This is a genomic window from Actinomadura formosensis (assembly GCF_050948385.1).
GTDB classification, from domain to species: domain Bacteria; phylum Actinomycetota; class Actinomycetes; order Streptosporangiales; family Streptosporangiaceae; genus Spirillospora; species Spirillospora formosensis.
Genome location: NZ_CP192011.1, coordinates 2,828,865 through 2,850,900 on the forward strand (window position 1 = coordinate 2,828,865; position 22,036 = coordinate 2,850,900).

Below are 22,036 nucleotides of genomic sequence, written 5' to 3' on the forward strand. Positions count from 1 at the left end.
CCTCGGCCGCGCCGCGTCGGCGTGCTGGTCGCCGTGGCCCTGGCCGCGCTCGCCGCCGACATCGTGTCCAAGATCATCGTGGTGGCGACGCTGCAGGACCGGGAGCCGGTCCGGCTGCTCGGCGGGGCGGTGACGCTGCTGGAGACCCGCAACAGCGGTGCCGCGTTCTCGATCGGCACCGGCTACACGGTCGTGTTCACCCTGATCGCCTGCGGCGTGGTGGTCGCGATCCTGCGGACCGCCCGGAATCTGCGCAGCACCCCGTGGGCGGTGTGCCTCGGCCTGCTGCTCGGCGGCGCGCTCGGCAACCTGATCGACCGGCTGGTGCGGGCCCCGGCGCCGCTGAAGGGCCATGTCGTCGACTGGATCCAGTTGCCGCACTGGCCGGTGTTCAACCTGGCCGACTCGGCGATCGTCTGCGGCGGCGCCCTCGCCGTCCTGCTGGCGGCCCGCGGTCTGCAGGTCGACGGGACCCGCATCTCCGGCAAGGGCGACGACCCTGAGGCCGACGACCCTGAGACGGAGCGGCCCGAGGCGGAGCGGCCTGAGACCGGGAAGCCGGACACCGCCGGGGACGGCGGGCCCGGAACCGGCGCCGAGGTCGCGACCCCGGAGGAGAAGGCCTGATGGGCGGCGAGGTGCGTAGCCTTCCCGTGCCGGACGGGCTGGAGGGCGAGCGGGTCGACGCCGCGCTGGCACGGCTGTTCGGGCTGTCGCGCAGCAGCGCCGCCGAGATCGTCGCCGCCGGCGACGTGCTGCTGGACGGCACCGCGGTGGTCACCAAGTCCGAGCGGCTGCACGCCGGCGCCTGGCTGGAGGTGACGCTCCCGCCGCCGCCCGCGCCGCCCGCGCCGGTCGCCGAGCCCGTCCCCGGAATGAGCGTCCTGTACGAGGACGACGACATCGTGGTGGTGAACAAGCCGGTCGGTGTCGCGGCGCACCCCACCACCGGCTGGACGGGCCCGACCGTCCTCGGCGGGCTGCTCGGCGCCGGGCACACGATCGCGACCAGCGGTGCGTCCGAGCGGCAGGGGATCGTCCACCGGCTGGACGCCAACACCACGGGCGCGATGGTCGTGGCGAAGAGCGAGGTCGCGTACTCGCGGCTCAAGCGGGCGTTCAAGGAGCGCCGCATCGACAAGCGCTACCGGGCGCTCGTACAGGGCCATCCGGACCCGTTCCGCGGGACGGTGGACGCGCCGATCGACCGGCATCCGTCCGGCGACGGCCGGTTCGCGGTGGTGGCGGGCGGCAAGCCGTCGGTCACGCACTACGACACGGTGGAGGCGTTCCGGGCGGCGACGCTGCTCGACATCGACCTGGAGACGGGCCGCACGCACCAGATCCGGGTGCACATGGCCGCGATCCGGCACCCGTGCGCGGGCGACCTGGCGTACGGCGCCGATCCGACGCTGGCGGCTCGGCTCGGCTTGAAGCGGCAGTGGCTGCACGCCGTCCGGCTCGGGTTCGAGCACCCCACGAAGGGCGAGTGGGTGGAGTTCGAGAGCCCGTACCCGGACGACCTGGCCCGCGCCCTGGAGATCGTCGAAGCGGAGTCGTGACCGCTACAGGCCGAGGAGGCGCAGCCCGGCGGTGACGGCGGCGGCGGCGATCAGGACCACCAGGAACGGCGCCCGCAGCGCGAGCGCGGCGACGGCCGCGCCGAGGCCCGCCAGGCGGGCGGCGTCGAACTCCAGGGACCTGCCGTCGGCCAGCGCCTGGACGGCCGTCAGCGCGGTCAGCAGCGCCACCGGCACCAGCCCGGTGAACCGGCGCACGCGCGGGTCGTCCAGGACCCGCTGCGGGATGACGAGCCCGGAGAGCTTCAGCGCGTAGCAGCCGAGCCCGGTGGCCAGCACCGCGATCCACACGCTCACGACGTGGCCCTCCCGCGGAGCAGGGCGGGCAGCGCGGCGACGGCGGCCAGCATGACCGGCACGCCGGGCGGCAGCAGCGGCGTCGCGGCCACCGCGATCACGGCCGCCGCCAGGGCGGTCCGCACCGCGTCCCCGCCCCCGGTCAGCCGGGGCCACAGCAGCGCCAGGAACGCGGCGGGGCCGAGGACGTCCAGGCCGATGGCGTCGGGGTCGCCCAGCCGGGCGGTGCCGGCCGCGCCGAGCAGCGTGGTGGCGTTCCACGCCAGGTAGAGGCTGATCGCGGTGGTGTAGAACCCGGCGCGGGCCGCCGCCCGGCCGTGCTGCGCGGTCGCGACGGCGGCGGTCTCGTCGATGACGGCCTGCGCGGTGAGCAGCCGGCGCCAGCCGCGCACGCCGAGCGTCCCGGCGAGCCGCAGCCCGTACAGGGCGTTGCGCCCGCCGAGCAGCACCGCGCCGAGCGTCCCGGCGACCAGCCCGCCGCCCCCGCCGATCACCCCGGCCAGCGCGAACTGGGACGCGCCGGTGAACGTCAGCAGGCTCAGCGCGCACGCCTGCGCGACCGTGAGGCCGGCGGTGACCGCCGCCGCGCCGAACGCGAGCCCGGACACGCCCACGGCGATGCCCACGCTCAGCCCGTCCCGGACGGCGGCCGCCCGCGCGCGCTCGTCCCGCGCGGCCGCGGGGTCGATCACCTGGTCGTGCATGACGGATTCCCTCTCGTGCTGCGGCGGGCCGCGCAGGGAGGCCGATGCCCGGGGCCGCGCCTGGCCGGCGGAGAAGCGGAGCCCGGGAGGGGCTCCGCCTCGGCCGGCTCCGGGGTCGTCGCTCAGGTCGCGATGGCGACCGGCTCGCCCGGAGCCGGCGGCGTGAACCCGCAATGGCGACGTTTCATGCCCGGGAGCGTATGCGCCGCCGGGTCCGCGTGTCGAACTGCGGACACGTCGTCCCGCCTGCTGAGACACCTGGACGGCGGCGCCGGGATCGGGCGCGTCGGGGCGCGTGGGACCCGCGATGAGGGTTAGGCTCTCAGCATCGCGTCATCCCGGCGCTCCCGTCCGGGTTGACGGTCTTCCCCCGGGACCGATAACGCCACCACGTGCCGGCCAAGCACGTGGGCGGTCGCATGCGACGAGCAGGAGGCGCAACAGGCATGGCCGACTCTTTCGTTCATCTGCACGTCCATACGGAGTACTCCATGCTGGACGGCGCCGCCCGGCTGAAGCAGATGTTCGAAGAGGTGGACCGGCAGAAGATGCCGGCGATCGCCATGACCGACCACGGCAACATGCACGGCGCCTACGAATTCCACAAGCACGCGACCGCGGCCGGGGTCACCCCCCTCATCGGGATCGAGGCGTACATGGCGCCCGAGTCCCGGTTCCACAAGAAGAAGGTCCAGTGGGGGGAGCCGAGCCAGAAGCGCGACGACGTCTCCGGCGGCGGCCTGATCAACCACATGACCCTGTGGGCGCGGAACAGGACCGGCCTGCACAACATGTTCAAGCTGTCGAGCCGCGCCTACACCGAGGGCTTCGTCTTCAAGTACGCCCGCATGGACGAGGAGCTCCTCGCCGAGCACGCCGAGGGCGTGATGGGCACCACCGGCTGCCCGTCCGGCAAGATCCAGACCCGGCTGCGGCTCGGCCAGTTCGACGAGGCGCTGAAGGCCGCCGCCACCTTCCAGGACATCCTCGGCAAGGAGAACTACTTCCTGGAGCTGATGGACCACGGGCTGGAGATCGAGCGCAGGGTCCGCGACGGCCTCATCGAGATCGGCAGGAAGCTGAACATCCCGCCGGTGGTCACGAACGACTCGCACTACACCCACGAGTCGGAGGCCACCGCGCACGACGCGCTGCTGTGCGTCCAGGTGGGCAAGCAGCTCGCCGACCCCGACCGGTTCCGGTTCGACGGCAGCGGCTACTACCTCAAGACGGCGGACGAGATGCGCGGCATCGACTCGTCCGACATCTGGGCCGAGGGCTGCAGGAACACGCTGCTGGTCGCCGAGCGCGTCGACCCGGCGGGCATGTTCGAGTACCGCGACCTCAGCCCCCGCTTCCCCGTCCCCGAGGGCGAGACCGAGGAGAGCTGGTTCCGCAAGGAGGTCTGGAAGGGGCTGGAGCGCCGCTTCCCGGACGGCCTCCCCGACGGCTACAAGGAGCAGGCCGAGTACGAGATGGGCGTCATCCTCGGCAAGGGGTACCCGTCCTACTTCCTCGTCGTCGCCGACTTCATCATGTGGGCCAAGCAGAACGGCATCCTGGTCGGGCCGGGGCGAGGGTCCGCCGCGGGCTCGCTGATCGCCTACGCGATGGGCATCACCGACCTCGACCCGATCCCGCACGGGCTGATCTTCGAGCGGTTCCTGAACCCCGAGCGCGCGTCCATGCCCGACATCGACATCGACTTCCCTGAAGACCGGCGCGCCGAGGTCATCAGGTACACGACGGAGAAGTGGGGCGCCGACAAGGTCTCGTTCATCGCCACGTTCGGCACCATCAAGGCGAAGGCCGCCATCAAGGACGCGGGCCGGGTCCTCGGTTTCCCGTACGCGCTCGGCGACCGGATCTCCAAGGCGTTCCCGCCCGCCGTGATGGGCAAGGACATCCCGCTGTCGGGCATCTTCGACGACAAGCACCCCCGCTACGGTGAGGCGGGCGAACTGCGCAAGCTGTACGAGGAAGAGACCGACGTCAAGCAGATCATGGATCTGGCGCAGGGCCTGGAGGGGCTGATCCGCCAGACCGGCGTGCACGCCGCCGGGATCATCATGTCCGGCGAGACGATCACCGACCACATCCCGATCATGCGCAGGGACGCCGACGGGGCGATCATCACGCAGTTCGACTATCCGACCTGCGAGACGCTCGGCCTGCTGAAGATGGACTTCCTCGGCCTGCGGAACCTGACGATCATCGACGACGCGCTCAAGGGCATCAAGAAGAACAAGGGCGTCGACGTCGACCTGCTCGCGCTCCCGCTCGACGACAAGAAGACCTACGACCTGCTCGCACGCGGCGACACGCTGGGCGTCTTCCAGTTCGACGGCGGCCCGATGCGCTCGCTGCTGCGGCTGATGAAGCCGGACAACTTCGAGGACATCTCCGCCGTCGGCGCCCTGTACCGTCCCGGTCCGATGGGCGCGAACTCCCATACCAACTACGCGCTCCGCAAGAACGGCCAGCAGGAGATCACCCCGATCCACCCGGAGCTGGAGGAACCGCTCAGGGAGATCCTCGACACGACCTACGGCCTGATCGTCTATCAGGAGCAGGTCATGGCGATCGCGCAGAAGGTGGCGGGCTACACGCTCGGCAAGGCGGACCTGCTGCGCCGCGTCATGGGCAAGAAGAAGAAGGCCGAGCTGGACGCGCAGTTCGTCGGGTTCGAGAAGGGCATGATCGACAACGGCTTCTCCAAGGAGGCCGTCAAGACGCTGTGGGACATCCTCGTCCCGTTCTCCGACTACGCGTTCAACAAGGCGCACTCCGCCGCGTACGGGCTGGTCTCCTACTGGACGGCCTACCTGAAGGCGAACTACCCGGCCGAGTACATGGCGGGCCTGCTCACCTCCGTCGGCGACGACAAGGACAAGAGCGCCCTCTACCTGTCGGAGTGCCGCCGGATGGGGCTGAAGGTCCTGCCGCCGGACGTCAACACCTCCGAGGCCGACTTCACCCCGCTGGGCGACACCGAGATCCGGTTCGGGCTGTCGGCGGTCCGCAACGTCGGCCACAACGTGGTGGACGGGATCGTCGCGGCCCGCAAGGAGAAGGGCGCCTACACCGACTTCAACGACTTCCTCGGCAAGGTCCCCCCGCAGGTGTGCAACAAGCGGGTCGTGGAGTCGCTGATCAAGGCCGGCGCGTTCGACGAGCTGGGCCACCGGCGCAAGTCGCTGCTGATGGTGCACGAGCAGGCCATCGACTCGGTCATCGACATCAAGCGCAAGGAGGCCGTCGGCCAGGACTCCCTGTTCGGCGCGCTGGAGGACGACGGCGGCGAGGACGCGTTCGCCGTGGCGATCCCCGAGGGCGAGGAGTGGGACAAGACGACCCTGCTCGCGTTCGAGCGGGAGATGCTCGGCCTGTACGTCTCCGACCACCCGCTCCTCGGCGTCGAGCACATCCTGGAGCGCGAGGCCGACTGCACGATCGCCGTCCTGAACGGGGGGGAGCGGCCGGACGGCCAGGTCGTCGTCGTCGCCGGCCTGCTGTCGGGCCTGCAGCGCAAGGTCACCAAGCAGGGCAACTCGTGGGCGATGTTCCAGCTGGAGGACCTGGGCGGTTCCATCGAGGTGATGTGCTTCCCGTCGTCCTACCAGCTGTGCTCGACGCTGCTGGCGGAGGACGCGATCCTCGTCGTCAAGGGCCGCCTCGACCGCCGCGAGGACGTCGCGAAGATCATCGCGATGGAGGTCACCCAGCCCGACCTCACGATCACCGACGCCACCGGCCCGTTCTCGGTCACGATGCCGCTCGGCCGCTGCACGCCGCCGACGGTCTCGCGGCTGAAGGAGGTGCTGATCACCCATCCGGGCACGGCGGAGGTGCACCTGCACATCCAGAATGGGCCGCGCACCACGGTCGTCCGGCTGGACGACAGGCTCCGCGTGGCGCCGTCCCCGGCCCTCATGGGCGACCTGAAACAGCTTCTCGGCCCCTCCTGCCTGGGCTGACGCTGTTCATTGCACTGCCCTCGGCGTCAGGCGCCGGAGTGCCTTCCTGCAACGGGCACCGCGGCGATCGCTGCATCGCTCCGGCTCGCCCGGCGGCTCGCCGCGCGATCGGTTTCTCGCGGGCTCGAAACCGGCTTCGCACGCGATCGCAACGCCTGAGGTGGACGCGTGGCTCAGGCGGCGGTCGACGTGGTCGGGTTCGATGGCACTGTGCTCAGCCATGAGCGGTGCCGGACGTCAGGTGGCGACGGCGGCGGGGGTCAGTTCAGCTTTCCAGTCGACGAAGCGGCCGAGGCCGTCGAAGGTGGCGTGGGCGGTGCCGCCGCCGGGGAGCATGACCTCGGTCCGCATGTCGGTCTGCCGGTAGGCGATGCGGTGGTGCGACAGGAACCCGGCGAGCGTCAGCCGGGGCTCCCGCGGGAACAGGCCGGCCGCGTTCGCCAGCAGCCGGGGCAGCGGGACCGGGTCCCACTGGGCGGCCGGCACCCGCGGGTCGTCGACGTGCAGGTAGGCGGAGCCGCCGTCGTAGCCGACGCCGATGTAGCCGGCGCCGCCGAGGACGCCGCCCGCGGCCATCGCCATGAGTTCGCCGCCGTGCCCGGCCGGGCCCTCGTACCCGGACAGGTCGACCTCGGGGGTGGTGAACTCGGTGATGCCGAGCCGCTCGCCGAGCGTCCGGAGCAGCAGCGTCGGGACGACCGCGGGATGCGCGGCGCCGAACGGGGGGTTGGCCCACCCCCACAGCCAGGTGCGCTCGCGTACCGCGTAGCTGCCGAGCAGCGAGATCCGGACGGTGACGCCGCCGCTGGTGTAGGTGCGGGCGGTCAGGTCGGCGCTCCAGTCCTCGCGCGGCAGGAACTCGGCGAGCGTCTCCTGCTGCTGCAGGACGACGGCCGCCAGCGCGGCGCCGAGGCGTTCGAACGCGGGGCTGAATCCGGCCATGTCGGGCACATTATCCCAGTAATCGAGGCGGTCGTGGGCGGGAATCGGACACCCTTCGAGAGTCGATCGGCCGAACCGGGCAGGCTAGGCTTTCGCTGTCAGAGGACTTACCCCTAGGAGGGTACGAGGTGCGGCGACCTGCCGGGAGGCTCTTCGCGACGAGGCTCTTGGCGACATGGGCCGTCGCCACCGCCGTCGTGGCGCTGCTCGGGCCGCCGGCGGGCCTGCTGTGGGCGAAGACCGTCCCCGCGGTGACCTATGTGGTCGTGCAGGGTGAGCCGCTGATCGCCGATCCGGAAGGGCAGGGCCCGATCGGGGTGGACGCGCGGTTCGCGCTGATCGCCCTGGTCGCCGGGATCGCGTGCGGTGTCGCCGGCTATCTGGCGGGCGGCCGCGGCAACGATGTCGCGCTGCTGCTCGGGCTGGCCGCCGGGGGCTGCGCCGCGGCCGTCCTTGCCTGGAAGACCGGCCACATGATCGGCCTCAGCGGCTTCCAGGACGCGGTCCGGCACGCGCGCGACGGCACCGCCGTCACCGGCGTCGCCGACCTGCGCGCCAAGGGCGTGCTGATGTTCTGGCCGCTGCCGGCCGTGGCGGTGTACGGGCTGCTGGAGCTGGTCGTCGGGCGGCTACCCGCGGGCGATGGCGGCGACGCGGGCGCCGGTGAGGCGGACGAGGTCGGCGGGGGCGAGTTCGATCTGGAGTCCGCGCCGGCCGGCGGAGACGTAGACGGTCCCGAGCGCTGACACCGACGTGTCGATCACGGCGGGCAGCCGGCGGCGCTGCCCGAGCGGGCTGATCCCGCCGACGACGTAGCCGGTGGCGCGCTCTGCGTCCTTCGGATCGGCCATCCGCGCCTTCTTGCCGCCGGCGGCCGCCGCGAGCGCCTTCAGGTCCAGGCTGGACGACACCGGGACGATCCCGACCGTGAGCCGCCCGTCGACCTCGGCCAGCAGGGTCTTGAAGATCTGCCCGTGGGGGATGCCGAGGGCGTCGGCGGCGGCCTCCCCGTAGGACCCGGCGTTCGGGTCCACCTCGTAGGCGTGCAGGGTGTACTCGATCCCGGCGCCGTCCGCGGCGGCGGTCGCCGGCGTCCCCCGGCCGCCTTTGCCCGCCCTGTCCCGCTTGGCCTTGGCAGTGCTCATGAGGGCAGTCTGCCGTGCTCGTTCAGTTGGGGGCGAACGACCCGTCCAGGAACTGCCCGGCGGGGATCATCGGGAGCACGTCCAGGATGCGGTTCTCCCGGTCCAGCAGGTCCCGTTCGGCGGCCAGCCGCAGTGCCGCGTCCTCGCACTCCAGCAGGCGCTGCTTGTCGTGCCCGTCCAGCACGAGCGACGCCGCGATCACATACGACAGGGCGACCGGGTCGTCCGGTGGCTCGATCTCCTCGAACGGCCCCGCGCCCGCGGCGCCGAGCCGGCGCCGGTACAGCCGGAACAGCCGGCGGACCTGCGCCGCGATCGGCCCCGGATCGCTTCCGGCCTCCTCGGGGAGGAACTCGACCTCGCCCTGCAGGTAGGGGCGGGACTCGTCCAGCTCCTTCACCCGGAACCGGCGGGCCCCGACCGTCACGATGTCGTACCGCCCGTCCGGGTGCGGGGTCACCTCGTGCAGCTCGGCGACGCAGCCGACCTCGGCGAGCCGGTGCGCGGCGCCCTCGCCGACCTCGTGGCCGAGCTGGATGCCGATGACGCCGAACCCGCGGGGTTCGGGCCGCTGGAGCAGGTCGCCGATCAGCCGGCGGTACCGGTCCTCGAACAGGTGCAGGGGGAGCACCAGCCCGGGGAACAGCACGGTTCCCAGGGGGAACAAGGCGAGCCGCTCGGTCACATTCCCACTCCCGCGCTCCTGGACGCCGCCGGGAAGACGCCCTCGGGTCAGGGTACGTCCATATTGATGATCTTGGTAAGAGAGGTTTTTCAGAGTGTGAAGCCAGTGTCGCATCCGGGGGCCGGCAGGTCGATCGCGTTCATCGGCCATGCCGCCGGGCGCGGGACGGCCGGTAGCGTCGGCGTCATGAGGATTCTCGCCGTCGACGCGTTCACCGACCGCCCGTTCGCCGGAAACCCCGCCGGGGTGTGCCTGCTGGAGGACGCCGCCGATCCCGGATGGATGCAGAGCGTGGCCGCCGAGATGAGGCACTCGGAGACGGCGTTCGTGCGGCCCGTCGACGGACCCGGCGCCGACTTCGAGCTCCGGTGGTTCACGCCGGTCACGGAGGTCGCCCTCTGCGGGCACGCGACGATGGGCTCCGCGCACGCCCTCTATGAGACCGGGACGGTCGCGCCGGACCGTCCGATCCGGTTCCGGACGCTCAGGAGCGGGGTGCTCACCGTCACCCGGGAGGAGGACGGGAGCCTGGCGATGGACTTCCCGGCCGCGCCCGCCGCGCCCGCCGGCGTCCCCGGGGGGCTCGCCGAGGCGCTCGGCCTGCCGGTGCTCGGCGCCGGCCGCAACGCCCAGAACGACCTGCTGGTGGAGGCCGCGGACGAGACGGCCGTGCGCAGGGCCGCCCCGGACGTCCGCGCGCTCGCCGCGATCGACGCCCGCGGTGTCATCGTCACGGCGGCGGCCGACCCCGGGCGGGAGCACGACTTCGTGTCCCGGTTCTTCGCGCCGCGCGTGCTGCCCGGGGACGCCGAGGACCCGGTGACCGGCTCCGCCCACTGCGCCCTCGCCCCCTTCTGGGCCGAGCGGCTCGGCCGCGACACGCTGACCGGCTACCAGGCGTCGGCGCGCGGCGGGTACGTCCGCGTCGCGCTGCGCGGCGACCGGGTGACGCTGGCGGGCCGGGCCGTCACCGTGCTGGACGGTGCCCTCCTGGCCTGACGGCGCGTCTCGGCACCTGAGACGATGCGCGAGGGGCGGAGGGCACTCCGTAGACTGGGCGGGTGATTTCCCGTATCGACCTGCGCGGCTCGCTTCCCCGCGACCTGCGCTCCGTGCTGCCCCGCGCCGAACTCGACGTCGAGGCCGCCCTGGACAAGGTGCGGCCCATCTGCGCGGACGTGCGCCATCGCGGCTCAGCGGCGGTCCGGGAGCACACGAAGGCGTTCGACGGGGTGGAACTGGAGAGCACGCGGGTCCCGGTGGCGGCCGTCCACCAGGCCCTCGCCGACCTCGATCCGGCCGTCCGGGACGCCCTTGAGGAGAGCATCCGCCGCGCCCGCATCGTGCACCGCGCGCAGCGCCGCACCGACGTGACCACGCGGGTCGTGCCGGGCGGCACCGTCACCGAGCGGTGGATCCCGGTCGAGCGCGTCGGCCTGTACGTGCCGGGCGGGCGGGCGGTGTACCCGTCCAGCGTGGTCATGAACGTCGTCCCCGCGCAGGAGGCGGGTGTCGGCTCCCTCGCCGTGACCTCGCCCGCGCAGCGGGAGTTCGGCGGCCTGCCGCACCCCACGATCCTGGCCGCGTGCGCGCTCCTCGGGGTGGAGGAGGTGCACGCCGCCGGCGGCGCGCAGGCGATCGCGATGTTCGCCTACGGCACCGACGAGTGCGCCCGCGCCGACCTGGTGACCGGGCCCGGCAACGTCTATGTCGCCGCCGCGAAGCGGCTGCTCAAGGGCGTGATCGGCATCGACGCCGAGGCGGGCCCGACCGAGATCGCGATCCTCGCCGACGACACCGCGAGCCCGGTGGACGTCGCCGCCGACCTGATCAGCCAGGCCGAGCACGACACGCTCGCCGCCGCCGTCCTGGTGACCGGCTCGGTGCGGCTCGCCGACGAGGTCGAGGCCGAGTTGAAGGCGCAGGTCGCGCGCACCAGGCACACCGAGCGGATCACCGAGGCGCTCGCCGGGCGGCAGTCCGGCATCGTGCTGGTGGACGGCATCGAGGACGGCCTGAAGGTCGTCGACGCCTACGCCGCCGAGCACCTGGAGATCCAGACCGCGGACGCCGCCGAGGTCGCCGCGCGGGTCCGCAACGCCGGGGCGATCTTCGTGGGCCGGTACGCGCCGGTGTCGCTCGGCGACTACCTCGCCGGGTCCAACCACGTCCTGCCGACCGGCGGGTGCGCCTGCCACTCCTCCGGGCTGTCGGTCCAGTCGTTCCTGCGCGGCGTGCACGTCGTCGAGTACGACCGGGACGCCCTCGCCGCGGCGACCGGCCGGGTCGTCGCGCTCGCCGAGGCCGAGGACCTGCCCGCGCACGGCGCGGCGCTCAAGGCCCGCTTCGACTGGGAGATTCCTTCGTGACCTCGCTGAACGACCTGCCGCTGCGGGACGACCTGCGCGGCAGGGAACCCTATGGCGCGCCCCAGCTGGACGTCCCGTACGCGCTGAACACCAACGAGAACCCCTACCCGCCGTCCGAGCGGCTCGTGAAGGCGCTCGGCGAAGCCGTCATGGACGTCGCCGGGTCCCTCAACCGCTACCCCGACCGGGACGCCGTCGCGCTCCGCGAGGACCTCGCGGCGTTCCTCAACACCGACACGCCCGGCGCGGGCCTCACCGCGGACCGGGTGTGGGCGGCGAACGGCTCCAACGAGATCATCCAGCAGATCCTGCAGGCGTTCGGCGGGACGGGCCGCACCGCGCTCGGCTTCGAGCCGTCCTACTCGATGCACCCGATCATCACCGCCGTGTCCGGGACCCGCTGGGTGAACGCCTCCCGCGACGAGGACTTCGGCCTCGAACCCGGGCGCGCCCTCGCGGCCGTCGAGGAGCACCGTCCCGACATCGTGTTCCTCACCTCACCGAACAACCCGACCGGCACCGCCCTGCCGCTGGAGGCGATCAGGGCGGTGCTGGAGGCCGCGCCCGGCATGGTCGTCGTGGACGAGGCGTACGCCGAGTTCCGCCGCGCGGGCACCCCCTCCGCGCTGACGCTGCTGGACGGTCACCCCCGCCTGATCGTCACCCGGACGATGTCGAAGGCGTTCGCGATGGCCGGGACCCGGCTCGGCTACCTGGCCGCCGACCCCGCCGTGATCGACGCGCTGCTGCTCGTCCGGCTGCCGTACCACCTGTCGGCCGTCACCCAGGCCGTCGCCCGCACCGCCCTCGCGCACGGCGGGGAACTGCTCGGCGGCGTCGAGGCGCTGCGCCGCGAGCGTGACGGGATCGTCGCGTGGCTGCGCGCCGAAGGGTTCCGGGTCGCCGACTCCGACGCCAACTTCGTCCTGTTCGGGACGTTCCCCGACCGCCGCGGGGTCTGGGAGGACCTGCTCGAACGCGGTGTGCTGATCCGGGAGGTGGGACCGCCCGAGTGGCTGCGGGTGAGCGTCGGCACCCCCGCGGAGATGGCCGCGTTCCGCACCGCACTCAAGCAATCGCGAGGGGGGACGGCCCCCCGCACCCCCCGGGCCGGTTCCGTGGGGAACAGTGAGGAGAGCCTGTGACGCGCAAGGGACGAGTCGAGCGCGGGACCAAGGAGACCCAGGTTCTCGTCGAGATCGACCTCGACGGGACCGGGCAGGTCGACGTCGCGACCGGCGTCGGATTCTTCGACCACATGCTGGCCCAGCTCGGCAAGCACGGGTCGTTCGACCTGACCGTCAAGACCACCGGTGACCTGCACATCGACAGCCACCACACGATCGAGGACACCGCCATCGCGCTCGGCCGGGCGTTCCGCGCGGCGCTCGGCGACAAGGCTGGCATCCGCCGCTTCGCCGACGCCTCGATCCCGCTGGACGAGGCGCTCGCGCAGGTCACCGTGGACGTGTCCGGCCGCCCCTACCTGGTGCACGTCGAGCCGGACGGCATGGCCCCGATGATCGGCCCCGAGTACGACACCACGATGACCCGGCACATCTTCGAGTCGTTCGTGTCGAACGCCCGGGTGGCGCTGCACGTCCACGTCCCGTACGGGCGCAACGCCCACCACATCGTGGAGGCGCAGTTCAAGGCCCTCGCCCGCGCGCTGCGCGACGCGGTGGCCCTCGACCCGAAGGTGCACGGCATCCCGTCGACCAAGGGGGCACTGTAGCCGTGGAGATCGGCGACCTGCACTTCACCTACGGCAATGTGGCGGTCTTCGCGATCGCGGCGTTCCTGCTGGCCGGCGTCTACAGCTTCATCAAGCAGGGCATCAAGATCGGCGCGCTGATCCTCCTCGTCCTCGCCGGGCTGGCGTTCGCCGGGGGAGTGGTGTGGCTGTGACGAAGATCGTCATCCTCGACTACGGTTCCGGCAACCTGCGCTCCGCCGAACGCGCCGTGGCCCGCGCCGGCGCCGAGGTGACCGTCACCGCCGACTGGGACGCCGCGCTGAACGCCGACGGCCTGGTCGTCCCCGGCGTCGGCGCGTTCGCCGCCTGCATGGCGGGTCTGCGCGCGGTGCGCGGCGACCAGATCATCGGGCGCCGCCTCGCGGGCGGGCGCCCCGTCCTCGGCATCTGCGTCGGCATGCAGATCCTGTTCACCAAGGGCATCGAGCACGGCGTCACCACCGAGGGCTGCGGCGAATGGCCGGGCACGGTCGACCGGCTGCACGCGCCGGTCGTCCCGCACATGGGCTGGAACACGGTCGAGGTGCCCGAGGGCTCCACCCTCTTCGCCGGCCTGGCGGACGCGCGGTTCTACTTCGTCCACTCCTACGCCGCCCGCACCTGGGACCTGGAGCCCGACCCGACCGGCCTCATCGAGCCGCCGCTGGTCACCTGGGCCGAGCACGGCGACCGCTTCGTCGCCGCGGTCGAGAACGGCCCCCTGTGCGCCACCCAGTTCCACCCGGAGAAGTCCGGTGACGCCGGCGCGCACCTCCTGCGCAACTGGCTCACCACGATCGCCTGATCAGCCCGCCCCTCTGCCTCGATAGGGTTTCCGCATGACTTTGACGCTCCTTCCCGCGGTCGACGTCGCCGACGGCCAGGCGGTCCGCCTGGTCCAGGGCGAGGCCGGGACCGAGACCTCCTACGGCGCCCCGCTGGAGGCGGCGCTGGCCTGGCAGCGGGCGGGGGCGGAGTGGATCCATCTCGTGGACCTGGACGCCGCCTTCGGGCGCGGCTCCAACCGGGAGCTGCTCGCCGAGGTGACCGGGAAGCTGGATGTGAAGGTCGAGCTGTCCGGCGGCATCCGGGACGACGCGTCGCTGGAGGCGGCCCTGTCCACCGGGTGCGCCCGCGTCAACATCGGCACCGCCGCGCTGGAGAACCCCGGCTGGTGCCGCAAGATCATCGCCTCGCACGGCGACAGGATCGCGGTGGGGCTGGACGTGCGCGGGACGACGCTCGCCGCGCGGGGCTGGACGCGGGAGGGCGGCGACCTGTGGGAGGTCCTCGCCCGGCTGGAGGACGACGGCTGCCCGCGTTACGTCGTCACCGACGTCACCAAGGACGGGACGTTGCGCGGCCCCAACACCGAACTGCTCCGCGAGGTCTGCTCCCGGACGGACAAGCCCGTCGTCGCGTCCGGCGGCGTGTCCTCGCTGGACGACCTGCGCGCCCTCGCCGCCCTCACCGGTGACGGCGTCGAGGGCGCGATCGTCGGCAAGGCCCTGTACGCGCGGGCGTTCACGCTGGAAGAGGCCCTGGAGGCCGTGAGATGACGGTGGCCGTGCGGGTGATCCCGTGCCTGGACGTCGACGCCGGGCGCGTGGTCAAGGGCGTCAACTTCCAGAACCTGCGGGACGCCGGCGACCCGGTGGAGCTGGCGCGCCGCTACGACGCCGAGGGCGCCGACGAGCTGACGTTCCTGGACATCACCGCGTCCAGCGCGGACCGGTCCACGACGTACGACGTGGTGCGGCGCACCGCCGAGCAGGTGTTCATCCCGCTCACCGTCGGCGGCGGCGTCCGCACCGTCGAGGACATCGACCGGCTGCTGCGCGCGGGCGCCGACAAGGTCTCCGTCAACACGGCCGCGATCGCGCGGCCGGAGTTCCTGCGGGAGGCCGCGCACCGCTTCGGGTCGCAGTGCGTCGTCCTGTCGGTGGACGCCCGCCGCGCCGCGGGCACCGAGTCGGGTTTCGAGGTCACCACGCACGGCGGCCGCAAGGGGACGGGCATCGACGCGATCGAGTGGGCCCGCCGCGGCGCGGAGCTCGGCGTCGGGGAGATCCTGCTGAACTCCATGGACGCCGACGGCACCAAGGCCGGTTTCGACCTGGAGATGCTCTGCCGCGTCCGCGCGGCGGTGCCGGTGCCGGTGATCGCCAGCGGCGGGGCCGGCGCCGTCCGGCATTTCGCGCCCGCCGTGGCCGCGGGCGCGGACGCCGTCCTCGCCGCCAGCGTCTTCCACTTCGGGGAGCTGACGATCGCCGAGGTCAAGGACGCCCTGCGCGAGGCCGGCCACCCCGTTCGCTGAAGAGGACCCCCGCATGACCATCGCGTTCGCGACCTGTTCCCTGCTGCCGGGCGGCAGCGACGATGTCCAGGACCTGATCGGCGCCCTCGCCCGCCTGGACATCGGCGCCGAGCCCGTCATCTGGGACGCCGACGTCGACTGGTCCCGGTACGACCTGGTGGTCATCCGCTCCACCTGGGACTACACGTCCCGCCGCGAGGAGTTCGTGGCGTGGGCGCAGGGCCTGCCGCGCGTCCTGAACCCGGCCGGGATCGTCCGGTGGAACACCGACAAGCGCTACCTCCGCGACCTCGCCGACGCGGGCCTGCCCGTCGTGCCGACCCTGTGGGACCCCGGCGACATCCCGTCCGGATGGCCGGAGTACGTCATCAAGCCGGCCGTCTCCATCGGCTCGGGCGACACGGCCCGATGGGGCCCGGGCGAGGAGGACCGGGCCCGCGCCCACCTGCGTTCCCTGCGGGACGCGGGACGCACGGCGATGGTCCAGCCGTACCTGCCCGCGGTCGACACCGCCGGCGAGACGGCCCTCGTCTTCTGCGACGGCGAGTACAGCCACGCCGGGCGCAAGGCCCAGATCCTCACCGCCGGAGCCGGAATCCAGGGTCCCGTCCGCGACGACACCGCACGCGGCCAGGTCACCGCCGCGACGGCCACCGACGCCGAACTGGACGTCGCCGTCCGCGCCCTGGCGGCCGTCCCGGGCGGCGAGGACCCCCTCTACGCCCGCGTCGACCTCGTCCCGGGCCCGGACGGCGCCCCGCTCATCATCGAACTCGAACTGACCGAACCCAGCCTCTACCTCCACCACGGCCCCGGCAGCGCGGAGCGGTTCGCCAAGGCGATCGCCGCCCGCCTCTAGGCGGCTACAGGGGGTCCTCTTCGGGGGCCGGGGTCGCCGACTCGGGCGAGTGCTCGGCGATCGGGAGGATGATCGCCGACGGGCGGCCGGGGTCGTGGAAGACCTCCTGGTTCGCCTTGAGCATGCGGGTAGCGGGGGTGGCGAGGGGTTCGCCGGTGCCGGGGTTGGCGGCGACCTTGGGGTGGGCGCCGCTGGTGACGTGGACACGGACGCGGTGGCCGCGGGCGAAGCGGTGGCCGGCGGGCCACAGGTCGACCGCGATGCGGCGGACGCCGTCCGTCCCGACGGGCTTGTCGGCGACGGCGGGCAGGCGCAGGCCGCCCTCGCAGACGTTGCGGGACGTCCCGTCCGGGGCGACGTCGCAGAGCCGGACGACGAAGTCGGTGTGCTCGCGGTCGGAGCGGACGAACAGGTCGGCGCCGACCGGGCCGATCACGTCCAGGTCGTCGGTGAGGACGGGGGAGGTGAACACCAGGACGTCGGGGCGGCGCTCCAGCGGCCGGTGATCGACCGGTCGGGAGCTGCCGAGCAGGGTGGGGCCGCCGAGCGCGGGCGTCGGGCGGGCCGGGTCGAAGGTGTAGGTGCTCGGCGGGTGGTCCTGCGGGCCGTCCTCGCCGAGGCCGCGGCCGGCGTGCAGGTGCCAGCGCACCTGCCGCATGCCGGGCGGGGGCCAGTCCCGGTAGCCGCGCCACTCGCGGGCGCCCGTGATGTAGAGGCGGACGGGGTCGGGCCGCAGCCCGGACGGGTCGCCCTGCAGGTGGGCGCGGAACCAGGCGAGCGACTCGCGGATGCCGGGCAGGCCGTGCCGGGCGTCGGTGTGCCACCAGGGGCCGATGGTCAGGTACGGGGCGTGCCCGGCGGAGCGCAGCGCGAGGTAGTCCTTGATCTCCCAGGGCAGGAACACGTCGTACCAGCCGCCGAGGAGGGTGACGGGCGCGCTGACCTGGCCGACGGTCCCGCTGAAGTCGCGCCGGTCCCAGTAGCCGCCGGGGGTCGCGTGGTTGGCGAGGAGGTCCTGGTAGAAGCGCATCGACTGCCCGCCGGCGAGCATGTCCAGTTCGGAGAGGGGGCGGCCGGACCGGGCGGCCCGCACGGCCCGGCGCCGGGAGACCAGCGGCGCGGTGATCATGCCGAGCGGGCGCTGCTGCCGGTGCGTGAGGTCGGTCCAGGTGAGCGTGGACTCCAGCGCGAACGACCCGCCCACGTACGCGGCGTCCCGGAAGGAGGACGCGGTGATCTGCAGCGCCATCGCCTTCAGCTCCGGACCGGCCTCGGCGGCGAGCGCCCACGCCGAGTAGCCGAGATAGCTGGGGCCGAACGTCGCGAACGAGCCGTGGAACCAGGGCTGCCGCTTCAGCCACTCGACGGTGACGAGCCCGTCGTCGCGTTCGTGGCCGAGCGGGTCGAACTCGCCGCCGGAACCGGATGTTCCGCGCGTGCTCTGCACGACCAGCTGGAAGCCGAACGGGACGAACAGCAGCCCGTTGGCGAGGGCGGCGGGTCCGCGCCGCCCGTAGGGGGTCCGCACCAGGATCGTGGGCGGACGCTCCACACCGGCGGGGGTGTACCGGTCGGCGAGCAGCGTGACGCCGTCCGGCATGGTCACCGGCAGGTCGCGCTGGACGGTGTAGCGGGTCAGCCCGTGGGGGCGGGGCAGCCTGATCGATGGAGCTGGCAGTCGGTTCCAGAGAGCCATGCCGCCTCCATCCGCGATTTCCCTACTACTCGGTAGGATATCCGCCCGCGGAGGTGGGCGGGCATCACGTTCCGGTGTCGCCCCCGGTCAGGACATGAGCTCGCGTTCCAGTGGGGTGCGGAAGCGGGGGATCGCGCGGACGTCGCCGTACCAGGCCGACATGCGCGCCGCCTCCCGCTCGATCGCCGCCCCGGCCTCGGCGCCGACGTCCTCCAGGACGCGGACGGCGATCTCGCCGTCCTTGCGCTGCGCCCAGCCGCCGACGATGCGGCCGTCCCACCACACCGACGGGCCGATGTTGCCGTTCCGGTCGAACAGCGCCGGGCCGTGGCCGCCGAGGAACCAGCCGCGCTCCCGCCAGCCCATCGGCGTCGGGTCGAGCGCGGGCAGCAGCGCCGCCCACGGCTCCGGTTCGGGCGCCGGCTCCAGGTCGTCGGACAGGACGAGCCCGGTGCCGCCGCCGAGATCGACCTCGGTGACATCGAGCGGCGCGAGGGCCTTCTTGACGTCACCGGCGGTCCAGCCCGTCCACCACTTCAGGTCCGCGACCGGGGCGGGGCCGAACGCGCGCAGCCAGCGGCGGACGAGCTCCGTGCGCGCCTCGCCGGCCGGGACGTCCTCGATGCCGCCGGGCAGCCACGCCTCGACGGGCGACCACCTGTACTGGCTGCTGGTCCACGATCCGTTGGGCCGCCCCCGCACGATGCGGCCCTCGCAGCCGAGCGTGACGAGGACCCAGGTGGTGACGCTCGTGGGACGGGAGTAGGACTTGCCCGGGGCCGGGTCGACCTGCGTCCGCAGCACCGGCACGTCGGCGCTGAGCTGGGCGCCCGTCGCCTCGCCGCGCGCCAGCAGCGCCTTGTGCGCGGCCTCCTCGGCCTCGGCGAACCAGGACGGGACGCCGGAGATGTCGCTGCCGCGCTCGATCAGCCGCGCATAGGTGGCGCGCTGCTTGGCGGCCAGCCCGTTCGCCGTGGACGCCTGCAGCACCGGAACGAGATCGACGGGCGCGACGAACATCGTCCGGCGCATCGCGAGCATCCGCAGCAGCGTCCGGTCGTCGTACAGGGCCCGCTCCACCGCGCCGGGGCCGGCCTCGACGCTGCGGGCCGCGACCGACAGGAACACCGTCGCCGGGTCGGTGGCGTGCAGGACCACCATGGACCGGGCGATGCCGAGGACGTCGTCGGTCCGGGCCGGCGGGGCGAGCCGGTGGCGGAGCGCGAGCCGGGCCCGCCGCTCCGCCGGTTTCATCGAACGCATGTGCGAATCTTAACGGGTTCAGCCGTTGTTGGAGATCTTCACGACGACGTTGTCCTTGGTGACCGACTGGACCGAGACGGTGAACCCCTCCGCCTGCTCGCCGTCGCCCACCGGCACGGTCACGGTCTGGCCCGCGATCTTGAGGGTGACCGTCTCGCCCTGCACGCTCACGAGCTCCGCTTTCACCCCGAGGACGGACGCGCTCGCGTCGACGCCCCGGTCGAAGGTCACCGTGCAGGAGTTGACGTCGCAGGAGGTCTTGCTGTTCTCGCCGCCGCACGCGGCCACGGCGCCGAGCGACAGCGCGAGAAACGGGAGGACGGCCAGCTTCCGCCGGAGGGGCAAGGAGGTCATGCCGGGAGTCTAGGGGCATGCCGGGCCGCCGCCACCCTCCCCGGGGCCGATCTCACCGGGACGAATGCGGTACCGCGCGGTGACGCGGCTGGATCTTCCGGTGACCTCGTGTTTCGCTGGACGGGTGACCGCGGATCGTGAGGACGGGGATGCGCCGATGCTCGGCCCGGTGGTGTGCGCCGCGCTGCGCGTCGAGGCCCGCGCGGTCCGCCGCGGGCTCATCCGGACGCCGGTCGTGGTCGTCGGCTACCGCGCCCGGCGCGCGGACCGGCTGCCGGACGCCTGCGCCGCCCTCGTCACCGTCGGCTTCGGCGGCGCGCTCGACGGGCGGCTGCGGCCGGGCGACGTCCTGGTCGCGGACGAGATCCGCGGCCCCGAAGGCACGGTGGTGCCGTGCAGCGCCCCGCGCCTGCTCGCCGGGGAGCTGATCCGCGACGGCCTGAACGTGCAGGTCGGCCCCCTCGTGACCACCGATCATGTCGTCCACGGCAAGGAACGCGCGGTCTGGGCGGCGCAGGGCGCGCGAGCCGCCGACATGGAGTCGGCCGTGATCGCCGCACGCGCCGCCACGCTGCCGGTCGCCGCCGTCCGGGTCGTCGTGGACGGCCCCGGGCATCCGCTGTGGCATCCGGGCACGATCGGCCGCGGGCTGGCCGCGCGGCGCGTCCTGGCGCGCACCGGCCCCGCCCTGGAACGCTGGAGCGTCCTGCTGGTCCGCGGCGGAGAGGGCACCGCGGCCCGGTGAGCCGCGGGCCGTGCCCCGGCCCGCGCCGTGCCCCGGCGCGGCTCGACGCGGCTCGGCGGGTGCTCAGGTCATCAGGCGGGCGGCCGCCGCGGCGCGCACGTCCGGCTCCTCGGCGCCGTCGTGATGCAGCCGCTGCAGCCGCAGCCCCGTCTCGCGGGTCAGCGGCGCGTACCGGGCGGCCTCGGCGCGGACGCCCTCTTCGCAGTCCCACAGCCCCTCGACGGTGTAGGACTCGGCCGTGTGCGGGGCCGTTCTCGTCAACGCGGTCAGGATGCGGGGTCTCAGATAGGCATAGGTGGACTCGGCCCAAGCGGTCTTCAACAGGGGGACGGCCTCGCCCGCGCGCAGCCGCCCCAGCCCCTCGATCGGGCTCGCGGCACCGGCCCATTCGCGCCGGGCGACGGCCCCGCGAAGCTCGTCCATCAGCAGCGGGATGTCCTGCCGGGTGCCGTACCGGGCGAGGATCCGCAGCCCCATGTCGGCGCAGCCGCCCCGCGCGGCCGCCCACGCCCGCGCCCGCGGCAGCGTCTCCGGCCCGTACTCGCCGAGCGCCCGGCACACCGCCCCGCCGAATCTGCTCGGCCGCTGCGGCAGCAGCTCCTCCGCCAGATCCAGCAGCGCCGGCGTCCGCCGCCGGCCCAGCTCGAAGATCGCCGCGATCGCGCCCTCCCCGCGCCGCCGCGCCAGATCCAGCAGCTCCGCGTCGCTCTGAGTGTCGCGCGCCGGGGCCGCCACCATCGCCCGCCGCGCCGCCCGGCCCGCCTCCCGCTGCCGCGCCAGCGCCTCGGCCACCCGCGGCTGCCGCGCCGCCCACGCCTCGATCACCGGGTTGCGCCGGCCCGGGATCAGCAGCGTCAGGTCCGCGTCGTCGCACCGCGCCGCCACCAGCTCGTCCAGACCGGCCGCCAGCGACGGATCCGCGAGGTCGATCAGCTCGGCCACCGCGTCGAACCACTGCGCGCCCTCCTCGGCGTACCGCCGCAGCGGCACCGCCGCCTCCCGCCGGCTCAGCCGCACCAGGTCCGCGAGCACGCCCAACGCCAGATCGACCCGCCACTCGTCCGGATCGGTGTGGTCGGCCGCATCGAAGAGATGCTCCGCCAGCGGCCCCGACGACAACTCCAGGTCCACCATCAACCGGGCGTAGTACAACCGCCGTGACTCGCACTGCCGATCCCACCGCGGATCCCGCCGGATGCAGGCGTACACGTACTCGCCCGCCCCCGGCCTGTCCGCCGCGCGGCGCGCGGCCCTCCCCAGACCTCGCTGCAGCTGACCGTGCAGCGTGCCCGCCGATTCCACCACGACCTCATTGCTCACCCCAGCAGAATGCGCACGAGACCAGATAACGGGCAAGTAGTTTGTGCT

General features: G+C 73.2%; 23 protein-coding genes. 14 read left to right on the plus strand and 9 right to left on the minus strand.

Annotation, left to right across the window (positions count from 1 at the left end):
* Positions 1 to 21 precede the first annotated feature (21 nt).
* Together lspA and ACQP1N_RS13375 are read left to right on the plus strand one after the other, a co-directional pair.
* Positions 22 to 627, plus strand: coding sequence for a signal peptidase II (gene lspA, locus ACQP1N_RS13370; protein ID WP_217999812.1), 606 nt, complete (start codon positions 22 to 24; stop codon positions 625 to 627).
* The gene (locus ACQP1N_RS13375; RefSeq protein WP_067795771.1) at positions 627 to 1,562 is read left to right on the plus strand and encodes an RluA family pseudouridine synthase; all 936 of its coding nucleotides are present in this window, start codon (positions 627 to 629) and stop codon (positions 1,560 to 1,562) included. Before lspA ends, ACQP1N_RS13375 begins: the two co-directional genes overlap by 1 nt.
* Before the next feature lie 3 nt (positions 1,563 to 1,565).
* Here the strand turns inward: ACQP1N_RS13375 and ACQP1N_RS13380 are convergent, their stop codons facing one another.
* Positions 1,566 to 1,877, minus strand: coding sequence for an AzlD domain-containing protein (locus tag ACQP1N_RS13380; protein ID WP_067795769.1), 312 nt, complete (start codon positions 1,875 to 1,877; stop codon positions 1,566 to 1,568).
* The gene (locus ACQP1N_RS13385) at positions 1,874 to 2,581 is read right to left on the minus strand and encodes an AzlC family ABC transporter permease (protein ID WP_433231554.1); all 708 of its coding nucleotides are present in this window, start codon (positions 2,579 to 2,581) and stop codon (positions 1,874 to 1,876) included. Before ACQP1N_RS13385 ends, ACQP1N_RS13380 begins: the two co-directional genes overlap by 4 nt.
* A 446-nt stretch (positions 2,582 to 3,027) precedes the next feature.
* On the opposite strand from ACQP1N_RS13385, the gene dnaE reads away from it, so the two are divergent.
* Positions 3,028 to 6,558, plus strand: a complete 3,531-nt coding sequence (gene dnaE / locus ACQP1N_RS13390; protein WP_067795762.1) for a DNA polymerase III subunit alpha — start codon at positions 3,028 to 3,030, stop codon at positions 6,556 to 6,558.
* A gap of 237 nt (positions 6,559 to 6,795) precedes the next feature.
* On the opposite strand, the gene ACQP1N_RS13395 is transcribed toward dnaE, so the two are convergent.
* Positions 6,796 to 7,500 carry a DUF6882 domain-containing protein gene (locus ACQP1N_RS13395; RefSeq protein ID WP_067795759.1) on the minus strand — a complete coding sequence of 235 codons (705 nt, stop codon included), beginning with the start codon at positions 7,498 to 7,500 and terminating at the stop codon, positions 6,796 to 6,798.
* A gap of 128 nt (positions 7,501 to 7,628) precedes the next feature.
* On the opposite strand from ACQP1N_RS13395, the gene ACQP1N_RS13400 reads away from it, so the two are divergent.
* A complete protein-coding gene (locus ACQP1N_RS13400; protein ID WP_433231558.1) occupies positions 7,629 to 8,246 on the plus strand; it encodes a hypothetical protein in 618 nt (205 codons plus the stop codon).
* Here the strand turns inward: ACQP1N_RS13400 and ybaK are convergent.
* Together ybaK and ACQP1N_RS13410 are read right to left on the minus strand one after the other, a co-directional pair.
* Positions 8,130 to 8,645, minus strand: coding sequence for a Cys-tRNA(Pro) deacylase (gene ybaK, locus ACQP1N_RS13405; RefSeq protein ID WP_067795756.1), 516 nt, complete (start codon positions 8,643 to 8,645; stop codon positions 8,130 to 8,132). The genes ACQP1N_RS13400 and ybaK overlap by 117 nt on opposite strands.
* 22 nt (positions 8,646 to 8,667) lie before the next feature.
* On the minus strand, positions 8,668 to 9,330 hold the full coding sequence (locus ACQP1N_RS13410) for an LON peptidase substrate-binding domain-containing protein (protein ID WP_067795753.1): 663 nt from the start codon (positions 9,328 to 9,330) through the stop codon (positions 8,668 to 8,670).
* Between the two features lie 186 nt (positions 9,331 to 9,516).
* Between ACQP1N_RS13410 and ACQP1N_RS13415 the strand changes: the two genes are divergently transcribed.
* The 9 genes from ACQP1N_RS13415 (at position 9,517) to ACQP1N_RS13455 (ending at position 16,610) form a co-directional block, all read left to right on the plus strand.
* Complete coding sequence (locus tag ACQP1N_RS13415) at positions 9,517 to 10,329, plus strand: PhzF family phenazine biosynthesis protein (protein WP_067795825.1); 813 nt, start codon at positions 9,517 to 9,519, stop codon at positions 10,327 to 10,329.
* A 62-nt stretch (positions 10,330 to 10,391) separates the two neighbouring features.
* On the plus strand, positions 10,392 to 11,699 hold the full coding sequence (gene hisD / locus ACQP1N_RS13420) for a histidinol dehydrogenase (RefSeq protein WP_067795750.1): 1,308 nt from the start codon (positions 10,392 to 10,394) through the stop codon (positions 11,697 to 11,699).
* Positions 11,696 to 12,844, plus strand: a complete 1,149-nt coding sequence (locus ACQP1N_RS13425; protein WP_084262747.1) for a histidinol-phosphate transaminase — start codon at positions 11,696 to 11,698, stop codon at positions 12,842 to 12,844. The genes hisD and ACQP1N_RS13425 overlap by 4 nt, the downstream gene beginning before the upstream one ends.
* Positions 12,841 to 13,434, plus strand: a complete 594-nt coding sequence (gene hisB, locus ACQP1N_RS13430; RefSeq protein WP_067795747.1) for an imidazoleglycerol-phosphate dehydratase HisB — start codon at positions 12,841 to 12,843, stop codon at positions 13,432 to 13,434. Before ACQP1N_RS13425 ends, hisB begins: the two co-directional genes overlap by 4 nt.
* 2 nt (positions 13,435 to 13,436) lie before the next feature.
* Entirely contained in the window at positions 13,437 to 13,607 is a 171-nt protein-coding gene (locus ACQP1N_RS13435; protein WP_165488417.1) for a hypothetical protein, read from the plus strand.
* Positions 13,604 to 14,239 carry an imidazole glycerol phosphate synthase subunit HisH gene (gene hisH / locus ACQP1N_RS13440; RefSeq protein WP_067795745.1) on the plus strand — a complete coding sequence of 212 codons (636 nt, stop codon included), beginning with the start codon at positions 13,604 to 13,606 and terminating at the stop codon, positions 14,237 to 14,239. Before ACQP1N_RS13435 ends, hisH begins: the two co-directional genes overlap by 4 nt.
* 34 nt (positions 14,240 to 14,273) lie before the next feature.
* Entirely contained in the window at positions 14,274 to 14,993 is a 720-nt protein-coding gene (gene priA / locus ACQP1N_RS13445) for a bifunctional 1-(5-phosphoribosyl)-5-((5-phosphoribosylamino)methylideneamino)imidazole-4-carboxamide isomerase/phosphoribosylanthranilate isomerase PriA (protein ID WP_067795742.1), read from the plus strand.
* On the plus strand, positions 14,990 to 15,751 hold the full coding sequence (gene hisF / locus ACQP1N_RS13450) for an imidazole glycerol phosphate synthase subunit HisF (RefSeq protein WP_067795738.1): 762 nt from the start codon (positions 14,990 to 14,992) through the stop codon (positions 15,749 to 15,751). Before priA ends, hisF begins: the two co-directional genes overlap by 4 nt.
* 13 nt (positions 15,752 to 15,764) lie before the next feature.
* The gene (locus ACQP1N_RS13455) at positions 15,765 to 16,610 is read left to right on the plus strand and encodes an ATP-grasp domain-containing protein (RefSeq protein WP_433231565.1); all 846 of its coding nucleotides are present in this window, start codon (positions 15,765 to 15,767) and stop codon (positions 16,608 to 16,610) included.
* A 4-nt stretch (positions 16,611 to 16,614) separates the two neighbouring features.
* On the opposite strand, the gene ACQP1N_RS13460 is transcribed toward ACQP1N_RS13455, so the two are convergent.
* The 3 genes from ACQP1N_RS13460 to ACQP1N_RS13470 form a co-directional block, all read right to left on the minus strand.
* The gene (locus ACQP1N_RS13460; RefSeq protein ID WP_433231568.1) at positions 16,615 to 18,306 is read right to left on the minus strand and encodes a CocE/NonD family hydrolase; all 1,692 of its coding nucleotides are present in this window, start codon (positions 18,304 to 18,306) and stop codon (positions 16,615 to 16,617) included.
* 87 nt (positions 18,307 to 18,393) lie between these two features.
* The gene (locus ACQP1N_RS13465; RefSeq protein ID WP_433231570.1) at positions 18,394 to 19,569 is read right to left on the minus strand and encodes a winged helix DNA-binding domain-containing protein; all 1,176 of its coding nucleotides are present in this window, start codon (positions 19,567 to 19,569) and stop codon (positions 18,394 to 18,396) included.
* Positions 19,570 to 19,587: 18 nt separating this feature from the next.
* Complete coding sequence (locus tag ACQP1N_RS13470; RefSeq protein WP_067795727.1) at positions 19,588 to 19,923, minus strand: hypothetical protein; 336 nt, start codon at positions 19,921 to 19,923, stop codon at positions 19,588 to 19,590.
* Between the two features lie 124 nt (positions 19,924 to 20,047).
* Between ACQP1N_RS13470 and ACQP1N_RS13475 the strand changes: the two genes are divergently transcribed.
* Positions 20,048 to 20,668, plus strand: coding sequence for a 1-hydroxy-2-methyl-2-butenyl 4-diphosphate reductase (locus ACQP1N_RS13475; protein WP_165488416.1), 621 nt, complete (start codon positions 20,048 to 20,050; stop codon positions 20,666 to 20,668).
* Positions 20,669 to 20,731: 63 nt separating this feature from the next.
* Here ACQP1N_RS13475 and ACQP1N_RS13480 read toward each other — a convergent pair whose 3' ends face one another.
* On the minus strand, positions 20,732 to 21,988 hold the full coding sequence (locus ACQP1N_RS13480; RefSeq protein ID WP_242608915.1) for a hypothetical protein: 1,257 nt from the start codon (positions 21,986 to 21,988) through the stop codon (positions 20,732 to 20,734).
* Between the last annotated feature and the right edge of the window lie 48 nt (positions 21,989 to 22,036).

Excerpts from the sequence above, each read along its gene's own strand:
- ACQP1N_RS13375 (WP_067795771.1), top strand. The coding sequence starts at position 627 with ATGGGCGGCGAGGTGCGTAGCCTTCCCGTGCCGGACGGGCTGGAGGGC.
- ACQP1N_RS13385 (WP_433231554.1), bottom strand. The coding sequence starts at position 2,581 with ATGCACGACCAGGTGATCGACCCCGCGGCCGCGCGGGACGAGCGCGCG.
- dnaE (WP_067795762.1), top strand. The coding sequence starts at position 3,028 with ATGGCCGACTCTTTCGTTCATCTGCACGTCCATACGGAGTACTCCATG.
- ACQP1N_RS13395 (WP_067795759.1), bottom strand. The coding sequence starts at position 7,500 with ATGGCCGGATTCAGCCCCGCGTTCGAACGCCTCGGCGCCGCGCTGGCG.
- ybaK (WP_067795756.1), bottom strand. The coding sequence starts at position 8,645 with ATGAGCACTGCCAAGGCCAAGCGGGACAGGGCGGGCAAAGGCGGCCGG.
- ACQP1N_RS13415 (WP_067795825.1), top strand. The coding sequence starts at position 9,517 with ATGAGGATTCTCGCCGTCGACGCGTTCACCGACCGCCCGTTCGCCGGA.
- priA (WP_067795742.1), top strand. The coding sequence starts at position 14,274 with ATGACTTTGACGCTCCTTCCCGCGGTCGACGTCGCCGACGGCCAGGCG.
- hisF (WP_067795738.1), top strand. The coding sequence starts at position 14,990 with ATGACGGTGGCCGTGCGGGTGATCCCGTGCCTGGACGTCGACGCCGGG.
- ACQP1N_RS13455 (WP_433231565.1), top strand. The coding sequence starts at position 15,765 with ATGACCATCGCGTTCGCGACCTGTTCCCTGCTGCCGGGCGGCAGCGAC.
- ACQP1N_RS13460 (WP_433231568.1), bottom strand. The coding sequence starts at position 18,306 with ATGGCTCTCTGGAACCGACTGCCAGCTCCATCGATCAGGCTGCCCCGC.
- ACQP1N_RS13465 (WP_433231570.1), bottom strand. The coding sequence starts at position 19,569 with ATGCGTTCGATGAAACCGGCGGAGCGGCGGGCCCGGCTCGCGCTCCGC.
- ACQP1N_RS13470 (WP_067795727.1), bottom strand. The coding sequence starts at position 19,923 with ATGACCTCCTTGCCCCTCCGGCGGAAGCTGGCCGTCCTCCCGTTTCTC.